This is a genomic window from Aeromicrobium sp. CF3.5, assembly GCF_051262695.1.
Taxonomy (GTDB): Bacteria; Actinomycetota; Actinomycetes; order Propionibacteriales; family Nocardioidaceae; genus Aeromicrobium.
On record NZ_JBIMEZ010000004.1, the window covers coordinates 150,272 to 165,504 of the forward strand.

The 15,233-nt window shown below is 67.5% G+C and carries 11 protein-coding genes; 2 read left to right on the top strand and 9 right to left on the bottom strand.

Annotated features, from left to right (window positions below; translation table 11 throughout):
- Nucleotides 1-56 precede the first annotated feature (56 nt).
- The 5 genes from ACHAA3_RS09670 to ACHAA3_RS09690 form a co-directional block, all read right to left on the bottom strand.
- Entirely contained in the window at nucleotides 57-188 is a 132-nt protein-coding gene (locus ACHAA3_RS09670; RefSeq protein ID WP_435708787.1) for a hypothetical protein, read from the bottom strand.
- 180 nt (nucleotides 189-368) lie between these two features.
- A complete protein-coding gene (locus ACHAA3_RS09675; RefSeq protein ID WP_435708788.1) occupies nucleotides 369-560 on the bottom strand; it encodes a hypothetical protein in 192 nt (63 codons plus the stop codon).
- 107 nt (nucleotides 561-667) lie between these two features.
- Entirely contained in the window at nucleotides 668-2,578 is a 1,911-nt protein-coding gene (locus ACHAA3_RS09680) for an ABC transporter ATP-binding protein (protein WP_435708789.1), read from the bottom strand.
- 79 nt (nucleotides 2,579-2,657) lie between these two features.
- Nucleotides 2,658-4,403, bottom strand: coding sequence for an ABC transporter ATP-binding protein (locus tag ACHAA3_RS09685; protein ID WP_435708790.1), 1,746 nt, complete (start codon nucleotides 4,401-4,403; stop codon nucleotides 2,658-2,660).
- A 49-nt stretch (nucleotides 4,404-4,452) separates the two neighbouring features.
- Nucleotides 4,453-6,759, bottom strand: coding sequence for a glycosyltransferase family 2 protein (locus tag ACHAA3_RS09690; protein WP_435708791.1), 2,307 nt, complete (start codon nucleotides 6,757-6,759; stop codon nucleotides 4,453-4,455).
- Between the two features lie 185 nt (nucleotides 6,760-6,944).
- On the opposite strand from ACHAA3_RS09690, the gene ACHAA3_RS09695 reads away from it, so the two are divergent.
- Together ACHAA3_RS09695 and ACHAA3_RS09700 are read left to right on the top strand one after the other, a co-directional pair.
- Entirely contained in the window at nucleotides 6,945-8,468 is a 1,524-nt protein-coding gene (locus ACHAA3_RS09695) for a chitinase (RefSeq protein ID WP_435708792.1), read from the top strand.
- A gap of 62 nt (nucleotides 8,469-8,530) precedes the next feature.
- Nucleotides 8,531-9,691, top strand: coding sequence for a GGDEF domain-containing protein (locus tag ACHAA3_RS09700; protein ID WP_435708793.1), 1,161 nt, complete (start codon nucleotides 8,531-8,533; stop codon nucleotides 9,689-9,691).
- On the opposite strand, the gene ffh is transcribed toward ACHAA3_RS09700, so the two are convergent.
- The 4 genes from ffh to ACHAA3_RS09720 form a co-directional block, all read right to left on the bottom strand.
- On the bottom strand, nucleotides 9,684-11,231 hold the full coding sequence (ffh, locus tag ACHAA3_RS09705; protein WP_435708794.1) for a signal recognition particle protein: 1,548 nt from the start codon (nucleotides 11,229-11,231) through the stop codon (nucleotides 9,684-9,686). The two genes, ACHAA3_RS09700 and ffh, sit on opposite strands and share 8 nt — an antisense overlap.
- A gap of 85 nt (nucleotides 11,232-11,316) precedes the next feature.
- The gene (locus tag ACHAA3_RS09710; RefSeq protein WP_435708795.1) at nucleotides 11,317-13,560 is read right to left on the bottom strand and encodes a [protein-PII] uridylyltransferase; all 2,244 of its coding nucleotides are present in this window, start codon (nucleotides 13,558-13,560) and stop codon (nucleotides 11,317-11,319) included.
- A 7-nt stretch (nucleotides 13,561-13,567) separates the two neighbouring features.
- Nucleotides 13,568-13,906 (bottom strand): P-II family nitrogen regulator, encoded by a 339-nt coding sequence (locus ACHAA3_RS09715; protein ID WP_435708796.1) that lies wholly within the window; start codon nucleotides 13,904-13,906, stop codon nucleotides 13,568-13,570.
- Between the two features lie 4 nt (nucleotides 13,907-13,910).
- Nucleotides 13,911-15,158: an ammonium transporter gene (locus ACHAA3_RS09720; RefSeq protein WP_435708797.1), complete on the bottom strand. Its 1,248-nt coding sequence runs from the start codon at nucleotides 15,156-15,158 to the stop codon at nucleotides 13,911-13,913.
- Nucleotides 15,159-15,233 lie beyond the last annotated feature (75 nt).

A 15,233-nucleotide genomic window follows, 5' to 3' on the forward strand; every position in this document is an offset into this window, starting at 1 on the left:
CTAGAACAGGTGTTCGATTGATGGGGACTTTAGGCTCTAGTTGCAGACATTTCTGCTCAGTCAGAAGGATGGTAGGTGCGCTCGCCCTCGGCGATCCGACGGTTGAGGTCGCTGAGCCGGCGCACCAGCTCAGGGGCGTCCTGGGCCACCGATCCCGACCACCCGTCACAGTCGGCCACGGCGGCCACGACCGCTCTGACCCTGCGTAGCCCCGCCCATTGTCGGAGAACGCCCGGAGCCCGGCCTGGATCTCGGCGCCACTGAGTGCCACCGAGGTCAGTGCAGACGCAGGCTGTCGCCGGCGAAGTAGGTGTCCTGTTGAAGTCGCTTGCGCGACTTCTCGAGATCGGGAATCAAGGCAGCGAGCGCTAGCTCGGCGTTGTGTCGACGCCGTCCTTCTGCACGACCTTGAGTGCCTTCTTGGCCGCTGCGATGGAGTGCTCGAGGTTGAGCAGGACGTCGGAAACCTTCTGGGCGGAGCGCTCCATGGCCACCTGGTCGGGCGTGAGGCCGTCGATGGTGTGCTGGCCCTTGTCGGGCTCGGGAACTGCTGAGCTCATGGACTCCCCTTCGTCGGTGTTGACCGTAGTTGGTTGCCCGGACAGGGGAACCGTGGCGCGCATGGCGGTGTGGGAAACACGTCAGGACGGCCGCGGTCAGCCGCACCTCAGTCGGAGGTCGGAGCGGAGAACTGCGCCTGGTGCAGGCGCTGGTAGGCGCCACCGGCCTCGATGAGGGAATGGTGCGTGCCCTGCTCCACGATGTGTCCGTCCTCCATCACCACGATGTGGTCGGCGTCGCGAATCGTGGACAACCGGTGGGCGATGACGAAGGACGTGCGCCCCGCCCGCAGCTGCTCCATGGCCGTCTGCACGAGCGCCTCGGTACGGGTGTCGACCGAGCTGGTGGCCTCGTCGAGCACGAGGATCGCCGGGTCGGCGAGAAAGGCGCGCGCGATGGTGAGGAGCTGACGCTGACCGGAGCTGACGCCGGCGCCCTCGTCGTCGATGATCGTGTCGTACCCCTCGGGAAGCGTCCGCACGAAGTGATCCACCGAGGCGACCTCGGCGGCAGCCAGCACCTCGGCCTCGCTGGCGTCGTCGGCGCCATACGCGATGTTGTCGCGGATGGACCCCTTGAACAGCCAGGTGTCCTGCAGCACCACGCCGAGCTCTCTGCGCAGGTCGCCTCGGCGCATGTCGGCGATGTCGACGCCGTCGAGCGTGATGCGCCCACCCTGCAGGTCGTAGAACCGCAGCACCAGGTTGGTCAACGTGGTCTTTCCGGCGCCGGTCGGCCCGACGATCGCGATGGTCTGGCCCGGTTCGGCCACCAGGTCGAGGTGCTCGATCAACGGTTCGTCGGACCGGTAGGAGAAGGACACCTCCTCGAACACGACGCGACCCCTCACGGGGTCGGGCATCGGCGCGTCGAGCGGATCGGCGCTCTCCTCGGGCTCGTCGAGCAACCTGAACACCCGCTCGGCCGAGGCGACGCCGGACTGCAGCAGGTTGATCATGCCGGCCAGCTGCGTGAGTGGCTGGGTGAACTGGCGCGAGTACTGGATGAACGCCTGCACCTCGCCGATGCTCAGATTGCCCGAAGCCACCCGCAGCCCACCGATCACGGCGACCAGCACGTAGTTGATGTTCGACACGAACATCATCACCGGCGCGATGACACCGGAGATGAACTGCGCCTTGAACGCGGCATCGAACAGATCGTCGTTGCGGCGATCGAACTCCTGGGCGGCCTCGGCCTGGCGACCGAACACCTTGACCACGTCGTGACCGGTGAAGACCTCCTCGATGTGCCCGTTGAGACGCCCCGTGCTGGCCCACTGCTTGACGAACTCAGGCTGCGAGCGCCGCGTCACGAACCGCACGATCAGCAGGGCCAGCGGGATCGTCAGCACCGCGATGATCGCGAGGAGCGGTGAGATCAGCAGCATCATCACCAGCGTGCCGATGACCATCAGCAGACTGGTCAGCAGCTGGCTGAGGGTCTGCTGGAACGACTGCGCGATGTTGTCGATGTCGTTGGTGGTGCGCGAGAGGACGTCGCCGCGCTCGGTGCGGTCGAAGTAGCTCAGCGGCAGACGGTTGACCTTGTCCTCGACGTCGTCGCGCAGCGTGGCCACGGTGCGCTGCACGACGACGGTCGTCACCTGTCCCTGGAACCACATCAGCACGCTCGCGATGACGTACAGCACCACGACGCCACCGAGGACGAACCCCAGCGTGCGGTAGTCGATGCCGGCACCGGGCTGCAGGTCGACCGACCCGACCAGGTCGGCCAGGGTGTCGCGGCCCTGGTCGCGCAGCCGGGCCACGACCTCGGCCTTGGACTGTCCCGCAGGGAACAGGCCGGACAGATAGCCGGTGAACACGATGTCGGTGGCGTACCCGAGGATGCGCGGGCCCACGACCGACAACAACGTGCCGACCACGCCGAATCCGACCAGGGTGGCGACGAGGCGGCGGTCGACGAGCAGTCTGGTGGCCATGCGACGCAAGGAGCCGCGGAAGTCGTCGGCGCGCTCGTGGCCGGTCGTTCCCATGGGCCCGCGCCCGCTCATGCGACCACTTCCGAGGAGAGGCAAGGATACGGAAGCGGCCGCACGACAACTGCCTGATGGTTCACTCGCTGACGCTCGCTCATTGCGCCTCCTCCAGCGTCAGCTGGGACAGCACGATCTCGCGGTACACGTCGCACTCGTCCATCAGGGCGGTGTGCGTGCCGGTGCCCACGACGCGCCCGTGCTCGAGCACGACGATGCGGTCGGCGGACCGGATGGTCGAGACCCGCTGGGCGACGACCACGACCGACGAGTGATCGGTCTCGGCGGCGAGCGCAGCCCTCAGAGCGGCGTCGGTGCTGTAGTCGAGTGCGGAGAAGGAGTCGTCGAACAGGTACACGGCAGGTCGCTTGACGATGGCGCGAGCGATGGCCAGGCGCTGGCGCTGACCGCCGGAGACGTTGGTCCCACCCTGGGAGATCGGCGCGTCGAGCCGCGCCGGCATGCGTTCGACGAAGTCGCGGGCCTGCGCGACCTCGAGGGCGTGCCACAGCTCGGCGTCGGTGGCGTCGGGGCGGCCGTAGCGCAGGTTGGAGGCGACAGTGCCCGAGAACAGGAACGGCTTCTGCGGCACCAGCCCGATCGCCGCCCAGACGTCTTCGGGGTGCATGGAGCGGATGTCGTGACCATCGATCTCGACCCGGCCACCGGTGGCGTCGAACAGGCGCGGAATCAGGCCGAGCAGCGTGGTCTTGCCACTGCCGGTCGACCCGATGATGGCGGTGGTCTCGCCGGGCCGGGCGATCAGGTCCACCGCGTGCAGGACGTCGGCCTCGGCACCGGGATAGGCGAACGAGGCGCCGATCACGTCGACCCGGCCACCAGTGAGGGACCGTCGCTCGACCGTTCCCTCCATCAGATGGGGCGGCAGCACGCTGGGCTCGGTGTCGAGGACCTCGGTGATGCGCTCGGCGGACACCTCGGCACGGGGCCAGAGCATCAACATGAAGGTGGCCATCATGACGGCCATCAGGATCTGCACCAGGTAGTTCTGGAAGGCCGTGAGCGTGCCGACCTCGAGGTCGCCCGATCCGATCCGGTAGCCGCCGACCCAGGTCGCGACGGCCACCGAGACGTTCATGACGAGCATGACGATCGGGAAGAACAGCGCCATCAGGCGGCCAGCGGCGATCGCCACCTCCATGTTGTCGCGGTTGGCCTGACCGAAGCGCTGCGCCTCGTGGTCCTCCTTGACGAAGGCCCGGATGACGCGCACCCCCATGATCTGCTCGCGCATGACCCCGTTGATGACGTCGATGCGCTCCTGCATCTGACGGAACAGGGGTCGCAGCTGACGGATGACGAGCCCGACGCTGACAGCCAGGACCGGGATGACGAGCACGAGCAGGGCGGACAGCTGGACGTCCTGACGCAGCGCCATGAAGATGCCGCCGACCGCCATGATCGGTGCGGTGACCAGCATCGTCAGGCCCATGAACACCAGCATCTGGACCTGCTGGACGTCGTTGGTGGAGCGCGTGATGAGTGTGGGCGCGCCGAACTGCGCCATCTCGCGGGCTGCGAACGTCTCGACCGTCGAGAACACCGACGAGCGCAGGTCGCGCCCCAGCGCCATCGCGGTGCGCGCGCCGTAGTAGACCGCCACGATCGTGCACGCGACCTGCAGGACCGTGATCGCCAGCATGAGCGCGCCGGTGCGCACGATGTATCCGGTGTCACCGCGCACGACACCGGTATCGATGATGTCGGCGTTCAGACCCGGCAGGTAGAGGTTGGCCAACGTCTGGATGAGCTGGAACACCAGCACGACAGCGATGGGGACCCGGTACCGCCCAAGATGCGAGCGGAGCAACGGGATCAGCACTGTTGCAGGCTACAACCGACCGACGACACCAACAGGTCGTCCACCTGCATCAGCGACGGCGCGGATGACGCATGCGCTGTCGTCGATCGCCCCTGCTGCGCAGGTCCCGCGCGAGTCTCCGGTCGCCGTAGTAGAGGATCGCCGCCCAGTCGACGTCGCGGTCGCCCGTCACGCCCGGCTCAGCGGTCTTCGACTTCTTGGGCTTCTTCTCGACGTACAGCCAGTTGACGAAGCCCAGGCTCATGTCGACCACCGAGGCGCTCAAGCCGATGTAGGCCCGGATCGCGCCGGCGGCCAGCACCGCGTTCAAGATGGCAAAGGCGAAGTTGCCCCAGTTCTGCTGCTGGTAGTCACGCCACGCGGTCAGCAACGAGAAGGCCACGATCAGGTACGGCATCAGCACGTGCCAGCCGGGCGCCGCCGTGCGATCGCGTACCTTCGGCGTGCGCGCGAAAGGGATCTTCTCCCCCGTGAATGCCTGCTGGATCGACTTCAGGACGCCAGCGAGGTTGACCGGAAGCAGGACCAGGTTGAAGCCGTAGATGCGGAAGATGTCGGTGAACCGGTGACCCCCCTCGCGCAGATCGCTGCCCATCGCCAGAAAGTACGGCAGCGCAGCACCCACCACCAGGGGGCTCAGCAGCCGACTGTCGAACGGGTAGAACAGCAAGAAGAGCAGACCGAAGGTCGCCCACGTGATCGAGGCCATGTAGTTGACCCGAAGCGCAATCTCACTGACACGAATCCGCTCGCGGCGGAATCGACGTTGGCGTATCTGGCGCCACAGCTTGGGCAGGATCAGCAGACCGCCGTTGGCCCATCGGCGTCGCTGCACCACGAGGGATCCGAAGTCCGGCGGCGTGGCGCTGTAGCTGAGCCGCTCGGGGTAGTTGACGAGCGTCCACCCCGCGCTGCCGATGTCGATGCTTGACTCGGTGTCCTCGATGACGGTCCGGTCCTGGATGTAGGTCCGGACCTCGAAGCCCCCCACTGTCTCGACCTCGACGATGTCCTCGAGTGCCGGCTTGCGGATGACGGCGTTCGCGCCCACCCAGAATGTTGCACCGTGATACGTCATGCCTTGGTGCAGGACGTGTTGCAGATCGGTCGTCGCGCCGGCGACGCGCTCGATCCGGGTCGGTGCCCCCCGAAATGAGGAGTACGGCGTCTGGATGATCGCCACCCGCTCGTTCTCGGCCTGCTCGAGATAGTGCACGAGTCGGATGCAGTAGTCGCGCAGCAGCTGCGAGTCCGCGTCCAGCGTCAGGACGAACCCGGAATCGTCGACGACCATGTCCTCGGACAGGACGTTGTCGTCATCGACCCGCTGCAGCAGGACGCCATCTGGGGTCTCGACCGGACGCCACGTGTGGCCCATCAGCGAGAGGTAGGCGTTGATGTTCATCGCCTTGTTGGCCTCGTGGGACAGCGACGCCCACGTCTTGCGCTCGAAGTTCTCGAGACGAGCGGTGAAGATCCAGACCAGTCGTCGGTGCAGCTCCAGGATCCGTCCGGACTCCAGCATCGCGCCCTGGTCGAGGGCGGCCTCCAACGCAAGAAGCGTGAGTCGCAGCTCGCTGGCCAGTCCCATCAGCACCTGATCGACGAAGAACTCGCTGACGTGGTCGACGACCTCCTCGGCCTCGGCCAGGGCCACCAACCAGTCGGCCGCCGCGCGGTACTCCGACACCAACCGGTTGACGTCACCGACATCGGCAGCACGCGTGCCGAGGTCCTCCTCGGCCTTTCGCAGCGACGCTGCGAAGCGGTCGGCGGGAGCGGCCAACGTCGTGGCGATCTCCTGGACCATCCCACGGGTCGCCGTGAGCTTGGCCAGCACGTCCGGATCGGTCGGGGTGGGTGGATCGTCGATCAGCAGCACCACCCGGAGGTCGGGGTACTCCTGCAGCGCTGCACTCCACACCGTGAGGCGAACGACGTCCGGCTCCTCGGCGTACGACGGGATCAGCACGGTCAACGGCTCGCTGGGACCCTGTGCGAAGTGTTGGTCGATGACGGCTCGTGCTGCCCGCTGATGATCACGAAAGCGGTACAGCGCGCCCTGCCGCGCCATGAGATACATCAGGGCAGAGAAAGTCAGGAACGTCACGACCACCAGGTAGATGACCGCCTCCATCGCGAACCGGAAGCTGGTGTCGATCGTCAGGAACTGCCGGATCACCGTCGACACGATGTATCCGATCCACGACAGCACGGTCACCACGATCGCGATCCGGCCCCAGGTGAGCTTGCTGGAACTGGGCTTTGGATGAACGATCGACAAGGGTTCTGATCGGCGTTCGGCTCCCCACTGCCTGCGAGGAGCCGATTCTGCGGGCACTTCGACGTGCGTCATGTTCTGGTGTGTCGCCTTCGCGAGTCATGGGAGCTGCCGCAATCTGCGGAAACCACTTTCACATTCCCAAGACCTACGGTCATGCAGGTGGGATACTGAGTCTCGCAGCAGAGCGGGCCATCTCAAGGGGAATGCACACAGTGGGCAGATTTGACGGCCGAAAAGTCTCGATTCCTCGTGTCGGCGTGGCTGTCGTGGTTGCCGGAGCCCTCGCGTTCAGCGCGTTGTCCGGCGTGCGGTGGTTCGAGGACTCCCAGGCCGCTTCCACCGGGACGACCTGGTTCGCCGGCTACGCCGATGTCACCGTCACGCCCCAGTTCGAGTTCGAGGACCCCGCATCGCGTGCGGCACGACACGTGGTCCTGTCCTTCGTGGTGGCCTCTGCTGAAGACCCCTGCGATCCGTCCTGGGGCGGTGCGTACTCCTTGGACGACGCGTCCAAGGAGCTCGACCTGGATCGTCGGGTCGCGAGGCTTCGCCAGAGCAGCGGCGAACCCGTCGTCTCGTTCGGCGGAGCGATCAACGACGAGCTCGCCACGGCGTGCACCGACCCGGCGCAGCTTCTCGGCGCGTACCGAGACGTCGTCGATCGGTATGACCTGCGCGTGATCGACCTCGACATCGAGGGCCCCGCCCTGAGCGACGCAGCCGCTAGCGAGCGCCGGGCGACAGCGATCGCGGCGCTCCAGGCCGAACGCGCGGCAGCCGACAAGGATCTGCGCGTCTGGCTCACTCTTCCCGTGACACCCGCCGGGCTCACGATCGAGGGGCGCCAGAACGTCGCAACCCTGCTGGACAACGACGTGCAGCTGTCGGGCGTCAACCTGATGACGATGAACTACGGCGACTCGCGTGTGGCCGATCAGTCGATGGCCGAGGCCTCGATCTCGGCGCTCAACACCACGCACCAGCAGCTGCAGGCCGTGTACTCCGAGAACGGCACCTCCATCGGAAGTGCGACGTTGTGGAAGCGCATGGGCGCGACTCCCATGATCGGCCAGAACGATCTCGCCGGCGAGATCTTCGATGTCCAGGACGCACGCGAGCTCAACAGGTTCGCCCGGTCGAAGGGGCTTGCGCGTCTGTCGATGTGGTCGTTGAACCGCGATCTGACCTGTGGGGCCAACTACCCTGACATCCGGGTGGTGTCCAACTCCTGCAGCGGGGTCGAGCAGGGGGATGTGACCTTCGCCGACGTTCTCGGCGCGTCCATGAAGGACCGTCCAGGCGGGGCAGCCGTCACACCCACCGCCCCGGCGGGCGCCCCGGCCGAGGCGATCGACGACGACCCGCTCACCAGTCCCTACGCGATCTGGGATCCGGCGCAGACCTACCTCGAAGGCACGCGAGTGGTCTGGCACCGCAACGTCTACGTGGCCACGTGGTGGACCCAGTCCGATGTGCCGGACGACCCGACCGTCGACGTCTCATCCTCACCGTGGCAGCTGGTCGGCCCCGTTCTTCCGGGGGAGAAACCGATCGAGGTTCCGACCCTTCCCGCCGGCACCTACCCGGCGTGGGACGACGAGAGGGTCTACGAGAAGGGCGAGCGTATCCTCTTCGAAGGCGTCGCCTTCCGGGCCAAGTGGTGGAACCAGGGCGACAACCCCACCTCGCGAACCGGGCGGACCGAACCGAGCCCGTGGATCCAGCTGGCCCCGGCCGACCTGGCCGAAGCGGCAGGCTCACCCCGTCAGTCGTCGTCGTGACACCCCACAGGCCACACTGACGGCACGGCACGATCACGAGCACGGGAGCCCCGGACACCGAGATGGAGATCGACACTGCGACGCTGCGCCTCGCCTTCATGATCATCGCGCTGACCTTGCTGGTCCTGTTCTACTTCGCGACGTACCGCGTGACTCGGTCGCCGTACTGCGGCTGGTGGTGTGTCGCGCTCGCCGCCTTCCTGAGCGGTTCCGCGGCCTATCTGCTGGACGGAACACCTCATCAGTGGTGGGCCAACCCCGCCGGCAGCATTCTGCTGACCTTCGGCGCGACCAGCAGCTGGGCGGCAGCCCGGAGCCTGCGCACTTCATCGCCTCCGCTCTGGAGCCTGCTGACAGGTCCGGCTCTGGTCGGCGCCATGGCAGCCGCAGACAGCCCCTCGACCAACGACTGGTCCGGTGGGACCTGGTACCTGCTCATGGTGGCCACCATGTTCGGCATGGGAGCCGCGGAGCTGGTGCGTCTGGGTCCGCGGCGCCCTCCCGCAACCATGGCGATGATTGCAGCCGCCACCCTGGCGAGCGGCTTGTACTTCTTTCGTCTGATCGCGTACCTCGCGGTCGGACCCCGCGACGGCTTCTTCACCACGTACGCCGGTTCTGAGGTCACAACGCTGACCAACAGCGTGCTGCTGGTGACCGTCTCGTACAGCATGACCGCGCTCAGCACCGACCAGACGACCACCGAGCTGCGCCGCAGAGCCACGCACGACGGCCTGACGAACCTGCTCAACCACACCGAGTTCTTCTCGCGGGCAGCGGCCGGGATGCAGCAGGTGCAGCGCACCGGCACGCCCGGCACATTGATCCTGGCCGATCTCGATCACTTCAAGCGGATCAACGACACCCACGGCCACCAGGCTGGTGATGAGGTGCTCAAGGCATTCGCGGCCGCGTGCCTGGCCACCGTGCGCTCCACCGATCTCGTCGGACGCTACGGCGGGGAGGAGTACGTCCTCTTCCTGTCCGGCTCGACCGTCGACGATGCCGCCGACATCGCATCGAGCATCAGCCGCGGCCTGTCGGCGGCGAGCGGGGTGCGCGACCTCCACCCGACGGCCAGCTACGGCATCGCCGAGGTCGGACCTGACATGACCCTGGTCGAGCTCGTGGCAGCCGCCGACGCCGCGCTGTACCGCGCCAAGGAGTCCGGTCGCGATCGGTACGTCGTCGATGGCCGGCCTGACCGAACCTCACCTACATGAGGTCCCGCAGCTCCTTGGGGATCTCGAAGTCCTTGCCCTGAGCGGACTGGTCGAAGCCGAAGGCGCCGGCCCCATCCTTTCCCGTGCCGTCCTGCTGGGGCGTGGACTCCACAGCCGCCCGCTTGGCCGGGTTGCCGGACTGCCGCTTGCCCTTCTTCTTCTGCTGCGGCTTCTGCTTGGCACCAGCGCGCTTGCCGCCTCCCGGCATGCCGGGCATCCCGGGCATTCCCGGCATCCCACCGCCCTTGGCCATCTGCTGCATCATCTTGCGCGCGTCGAAGAATCGGTCGACCAGGCCGTTGACGTCCTGGACCTTGGTTCCCGAACCGGCGGAGATGCGCGCGCGCCTGGACCCGTCGATCAGCTTGGGGTTGTCGCGCTCCTTGGGCGTCATGGACCGGATGATCGCCTTGACCTTGTCGACCTCACGCTCGTCGAAGTTGGCCAGCTGATCCTTGTACTGCCCCATGCCGGGCATCATGCCGACGAGCTTGGACATCGACCCCATCTTGGACAGGGTCTCCATCTGGGCCAGGAAGTCGTGCAGCGTGAACGAGCCGCCGGCCAGCTTGGCCGCCGCAACTTCGGCCTCGTCGGCGTCGAAGGCCTTCTCGGCCTGCTCGATGAGGGTGAGCATGTCGCCCATGTCGAGGATGCGCGAAGCCATGCGATCGGGATGGAACTGCTCGAAGTCGGTGAGCTTCTCACCGGTCGAGGCGAACATCACCGGACGACCGGTGACCGAACGCACCGACAGCGCGGCGCCACCGCGCGCATCGCCGTCGAGCTTGGACAGCACCACTCCCGTGAAGTCGACGCCCTCGAGGAATGCCTCGGCCGTCGCGACGGCGTCCTGGCCGATCATGGCGTCGATGACGAACAGCACCTCGTCAGGGTCGACGGCCGTGCGGATGTCAGCGGCCTGCTTCATCAGCTCGGCGTCGATGGCCAGACGGCCTGCGGTGTCGACGATGACGACGTCGTGCAGGGTGCGGCGGGCCTCAGCGACACCATCGCGCGCGACCTTGACCGGATCACCTGTTCCGTTGCCGGGCTCGGGTGCATAGACCGTGGCGCCGGCCTGACCGCCCACGACCTGCAGCTGGTTGACGGCGTTGGGCCGCTGCAGGTCGCAGGCCACCAGCATCGGCGACATGCCCTGGTCCTTGAGCCACAACGCCAGCTTGCCGGCGAGCGTGGTCTTGCCCGCGCCCTGGAGGCCGGCCAGCATGATGACGGTCGGCGGGTTCTTGGCGTACTGCAACCGGCGTGTCTCGCCGCCCAGGATCGAGACGAGCTCCTCGTTGACGATCTTGATGACCTGCTGGGCCGGGTTCAGCGCCGTGCTGACCTCCGAACCGCTGGCACGCTCCTTGATGCGCCCGATGAACTCGCGCACCACGGAGACCGCGACATCGGCATCGAGCAGCGCGATCCGGATCTCGCGGGCCACCGCATCGATGTCGGCCTCGGACAGCTTGCCCTTGCCGCGCAGGTTCTTGAACGCCGACTGCAGACGATCTTGCAAGGTGTCGAACATGGTGGTCGCTGTATTCCTCGGCTCGGACGAAAGGTCGTGCCCAGCCTAACCGGGCTCACATCACGTCAGTGCAGTGGCGACGTCGTCACGTCAGTGCAGTGGCGACGTCGTCACGCAGCCGGGCGGCGGCGTCAGCGGACAAGGGCTCCCCGTCGGGGCTGAGCAGGTAGAGCACCTGGCGGGCCTCGTTGCCGTAGGTCGACATGTGCACCGAACGCATCGAGTACCCGGCCGTCGCGATCGCGTGGCACACCGTCCACAGCAGTCCGCGGCGATCGTGGGCGCGGACCTCCAGGATCGTGGCGGTGGCCGTGTCACCGCCCACCAGCGCCACCCGTGCGTCGACGTCACCGTCGCGCGCCGCCACCGTGAGCCTGCCCGCGAGGTCGAGGTCGCCCGCCAGAGCCGAACGGAGGCGTTCGCGCACGACAGCCCGGTCGAGACCGGAGCGCCTGACCTCGAACAGCGAGACCGCAGCATCGCCGAGCGTCACGGTGCGCGCCGAGCGGATCCCGATCCCGGCCAGGGCGAGGCCACCGGCGAGATCGGCCACGACTCCGGCGCGGCTCGACGTGACGATGGTCAGCATGGAGCCATCGAGGTGCGACTCCACGGAGACCTCGACGTCGTTCGGCCCGAACACTCCCACTGCGGGGATCGGCACGTCCCGGGGCCAGCCCTCGTACTCGGCCGCCGAGGGCGAGGCACGCGAGGCGTCCAGCTCGAGGAACGTCTTGTCGAGCAACCCCTCCACCAGTCCTCGGCGCCAGGTGCTCCAGGCCTGTGGTCCCGTAGCCCGCGCATCGCAGACCGTCAGTGCGGCGAGCAGCTCGAGCTGGGCCGTCGAGCCCACGGTGGCGGCGACGCCCGCGGCGGTGTCCGGGTCCTCGATGTCGCGCCGCGTCGCCGTGCCGGGCAGCAGCAGGTGCCATCGCACCACGTGTGCGATCGCGTCGGCGTCGCGGGTGTCGAAACCCCATCGCAGCGCGATCGCGCGTGCCATCGGTTCACCCTCGACCGAGTGATCTCCATCGACACCCTTGCCGATGTCGTGCAACAGGGCCGCCACGGCCAGCAGGTCCGGTCGCGCGACGTCCCGATCGACCTCGGCGGCGTAGACGCACGTCTCGATGCTGTGGCGATCCACGGTGAACTGATGGACCGGAGATGAGGACCCGCGCAGGCGGATCGCGCTCCACTCCGGCAGGAGCCGGTCGATCACCCCGGCGAAGTCCAGCTCGTCCCACACCGGCACGAGTCCCGGCCCCGCCGTCAGCAAGTCCACCATCAGGCGGGTCGTCGAGGGCGCCCACGGTTCGGGCAGGTCGCTCATCGACCGACCCAGCCGCGCCGCACTGCCCGAGTTGAGCGGCAGCTGCTCGCGGGCTGCGGCTGCTGCGGCACGCAGCGGCAGCTCGGGATCCGCCGCGACGTCGACGCCACGACGCACGATCACCTCGCCGCCGAGCACCCCGATGCCCTCCCCCAGGGGGCGGACGACCGGCCCCGTGGCGGTGACGGCCTGCTTGCGGGGGCTCACCGCAGCCTCGACGTTCCGCCAGGCCAGCATCGACAGGTGCGCGATGCGTCGACCCAGACCACGCGTGTGCAGGTCGAGCTCCACCGCAGTCGTTCCGAGCCGTTCGGCGACGTCGGGAATCAGCTCCGGCATGAGCCGGTCGACGCGCCGCCCTGCCGCTTCGTGCAGTGCGTCGCGGACGTCGAGCAGCTGTCCCCGCAGGCCCTCGGCGTCGGCATGGGGCACGTCGATCAGCCAGGTGGCGACCAGTGCTCGGAGCAGGACCCCGTCGCGCAGACCGCCTCCGGACTCCTTCAGGTCGGGGATGGCAGCATGTGCCAGCCAGCCGGAGCGCTCCAGCCGCTCGGTCCGACCGTCACGTGCCTGCTGCACCCGGGTGCGGGCGTCGCGGCGCCAGTCGGCCAGCACGGACGAGCGCAGCGTCGTGACCAGCTCGTGGTCGCCGGCCACGCACCGTGCGTCGAGCATGCCCATCGCGAGGCGGTAGTCGCCCGCTGCCATGGTGCGGACCTCGCTGGCGTCGCGCACCGAGTGATCGAGGTCGAGGCCCTCGTCCCACAACGGGTACCAGATCTGCTCGGCGACCCGGGCGACCTGCTGGGAGTCGACGCCTGGGCCGTGCAGCAGGACCACGTCGACGTCGCTGTGCGGAGACAGCTCGGAGCGCCCGTACCCACCGACCGCCACGAGGGCGAGGTCGTCGGGGGCATCGGACGCTCCGAACAGTCCACGGATCAGGTCATCGATCCGCTCGGCACGCTCGATGCGTGCCAGAGGTGCGCTGGTCATGACACGGTCAGAGCGCAGCCTCGTCGACCTCGCCCGTGCGCACGCGCACCACGGACTCCACCGGCATGACCCAGACCTTGCCGTCGCCGATCTTGCCGGTCTGCGCGGCCCCGGTGATGGTCGACACCACGCTCTCCACGTCGACGTCGTCGATGACGACCTCGAGGCGGATCTTCGGCACCAGCGAGACGTCGTACTCGGCGCCCCGGTAGATCTCCGTGTGACCCTTCTGCTGGCCGTAGCCGCTGGCCTCGGTGACCGTCATGCCGGCGACGCCGGCTCCGGCGAGGGCCTCGCGGACCTCTTCCCACTTGTGCGGCTTGATGACCGCTGTCACGAGCTTCATCTGGTCAGGCTCCTGTCTTGATGTTCGAACCACCGAGCAGTCCGGCTTCGTCGTACGCAGTCTCGAGGTGCTCGACCTGGTCGATGCCCAGCCGCTCGTCGTCCTCGTCGATCCGGAACCCGATCGTGAGATCGATCAGCTTGCCGATGATGAACGTGAGGACGAACGAGTAGGCCAGGACCGCCAGGGCGGCTACGACCTGCTTGCCGAGCTGCGACGCACCTCCACCGTAGAACAGACCCACGTCGCCCACAGCCAGGAAGCCGATCAAGATGGTGCCGACCAGACCACCGACGAGGTGGACGCCCACGACGTCGAGCGAGTCGTCGTAGCCGAGCTTGTACTTCAGACCGACGGCGAGCGCGCACAGCGCACCGGAGATGATGCCGAGCGCGATCGAGCCCAGCGGCGAGATCGACCCTGCCGCGGGAGTGATCGCGACGAGGCCCGCGACGGCACCCGAGGCAGCACCGAGGCTGGTGCCCTTCTTGTCGCGCAGCGCCTCGACGGCCAGCCAGCCGAGGATGGCAGCGCCCGTGGCAACGGCTGTGTTGACCAGCGCGAGCGCGGCCAGACCGTTGGCACCGAGGGCGGAGCCGGCGTTGAAGCCGAACCAGCCGAACCACAGGAGGCCGGCGCCGAGCAGGACGAATGGCAGGTTGTGGGGACGCATGGGATCACGACGCCACCCGACCCGCTTGCCGAGCACCAGCGCGAGAGCCAGGCCCGCAGCACCGGCGTTGATGTGCACCGCGGTGCCGCCGGCGAAGTCGATCGCCTCGAGCTGCGTGGCGATCCAGCCGCCGTTGTCGCCGAAGTCGAAGACCCAGTGCGCGACCGGGAAGTACACAACGCTGACCCAGATGACGGTGAACAGCACCCAGGAACCGAACTTGGCGCGGTCGGCGATCGCGCCGCTGATCAGGGCGACGGTGATGATCGCGAACATCAGCTGGAAGCCGACGAACACGTACTCGGGGATCGTGCCGTAGGCCGTCTCGACCGTGATGTTGGACAGGCCGAGGCGTTCGAAGCCGCCGAGGAGGCTGTTGCCTCCGGGGCTGAACGTCAGGGAGTAGCCGTACAGGACCCACAGGACCGGCACGATGGCCAGCGCGGCGAAGCTCATCATCATCATGTTGAGCACGGTCTTGGAGCGGACCATGCCGCCGTAGAAGAACGCCAGTCCTGGCGTCATGAGCAGAACGAGGGCCGAACAGGCCAAGATCCAGGCAGTGTCGCCGGTATCCATGAGACCTCCGAGGTCAGGGGGAGCGGACCGGTTGGCCCGTGACCTCACAGTCGCGGAGACGCATTTCGATTCACG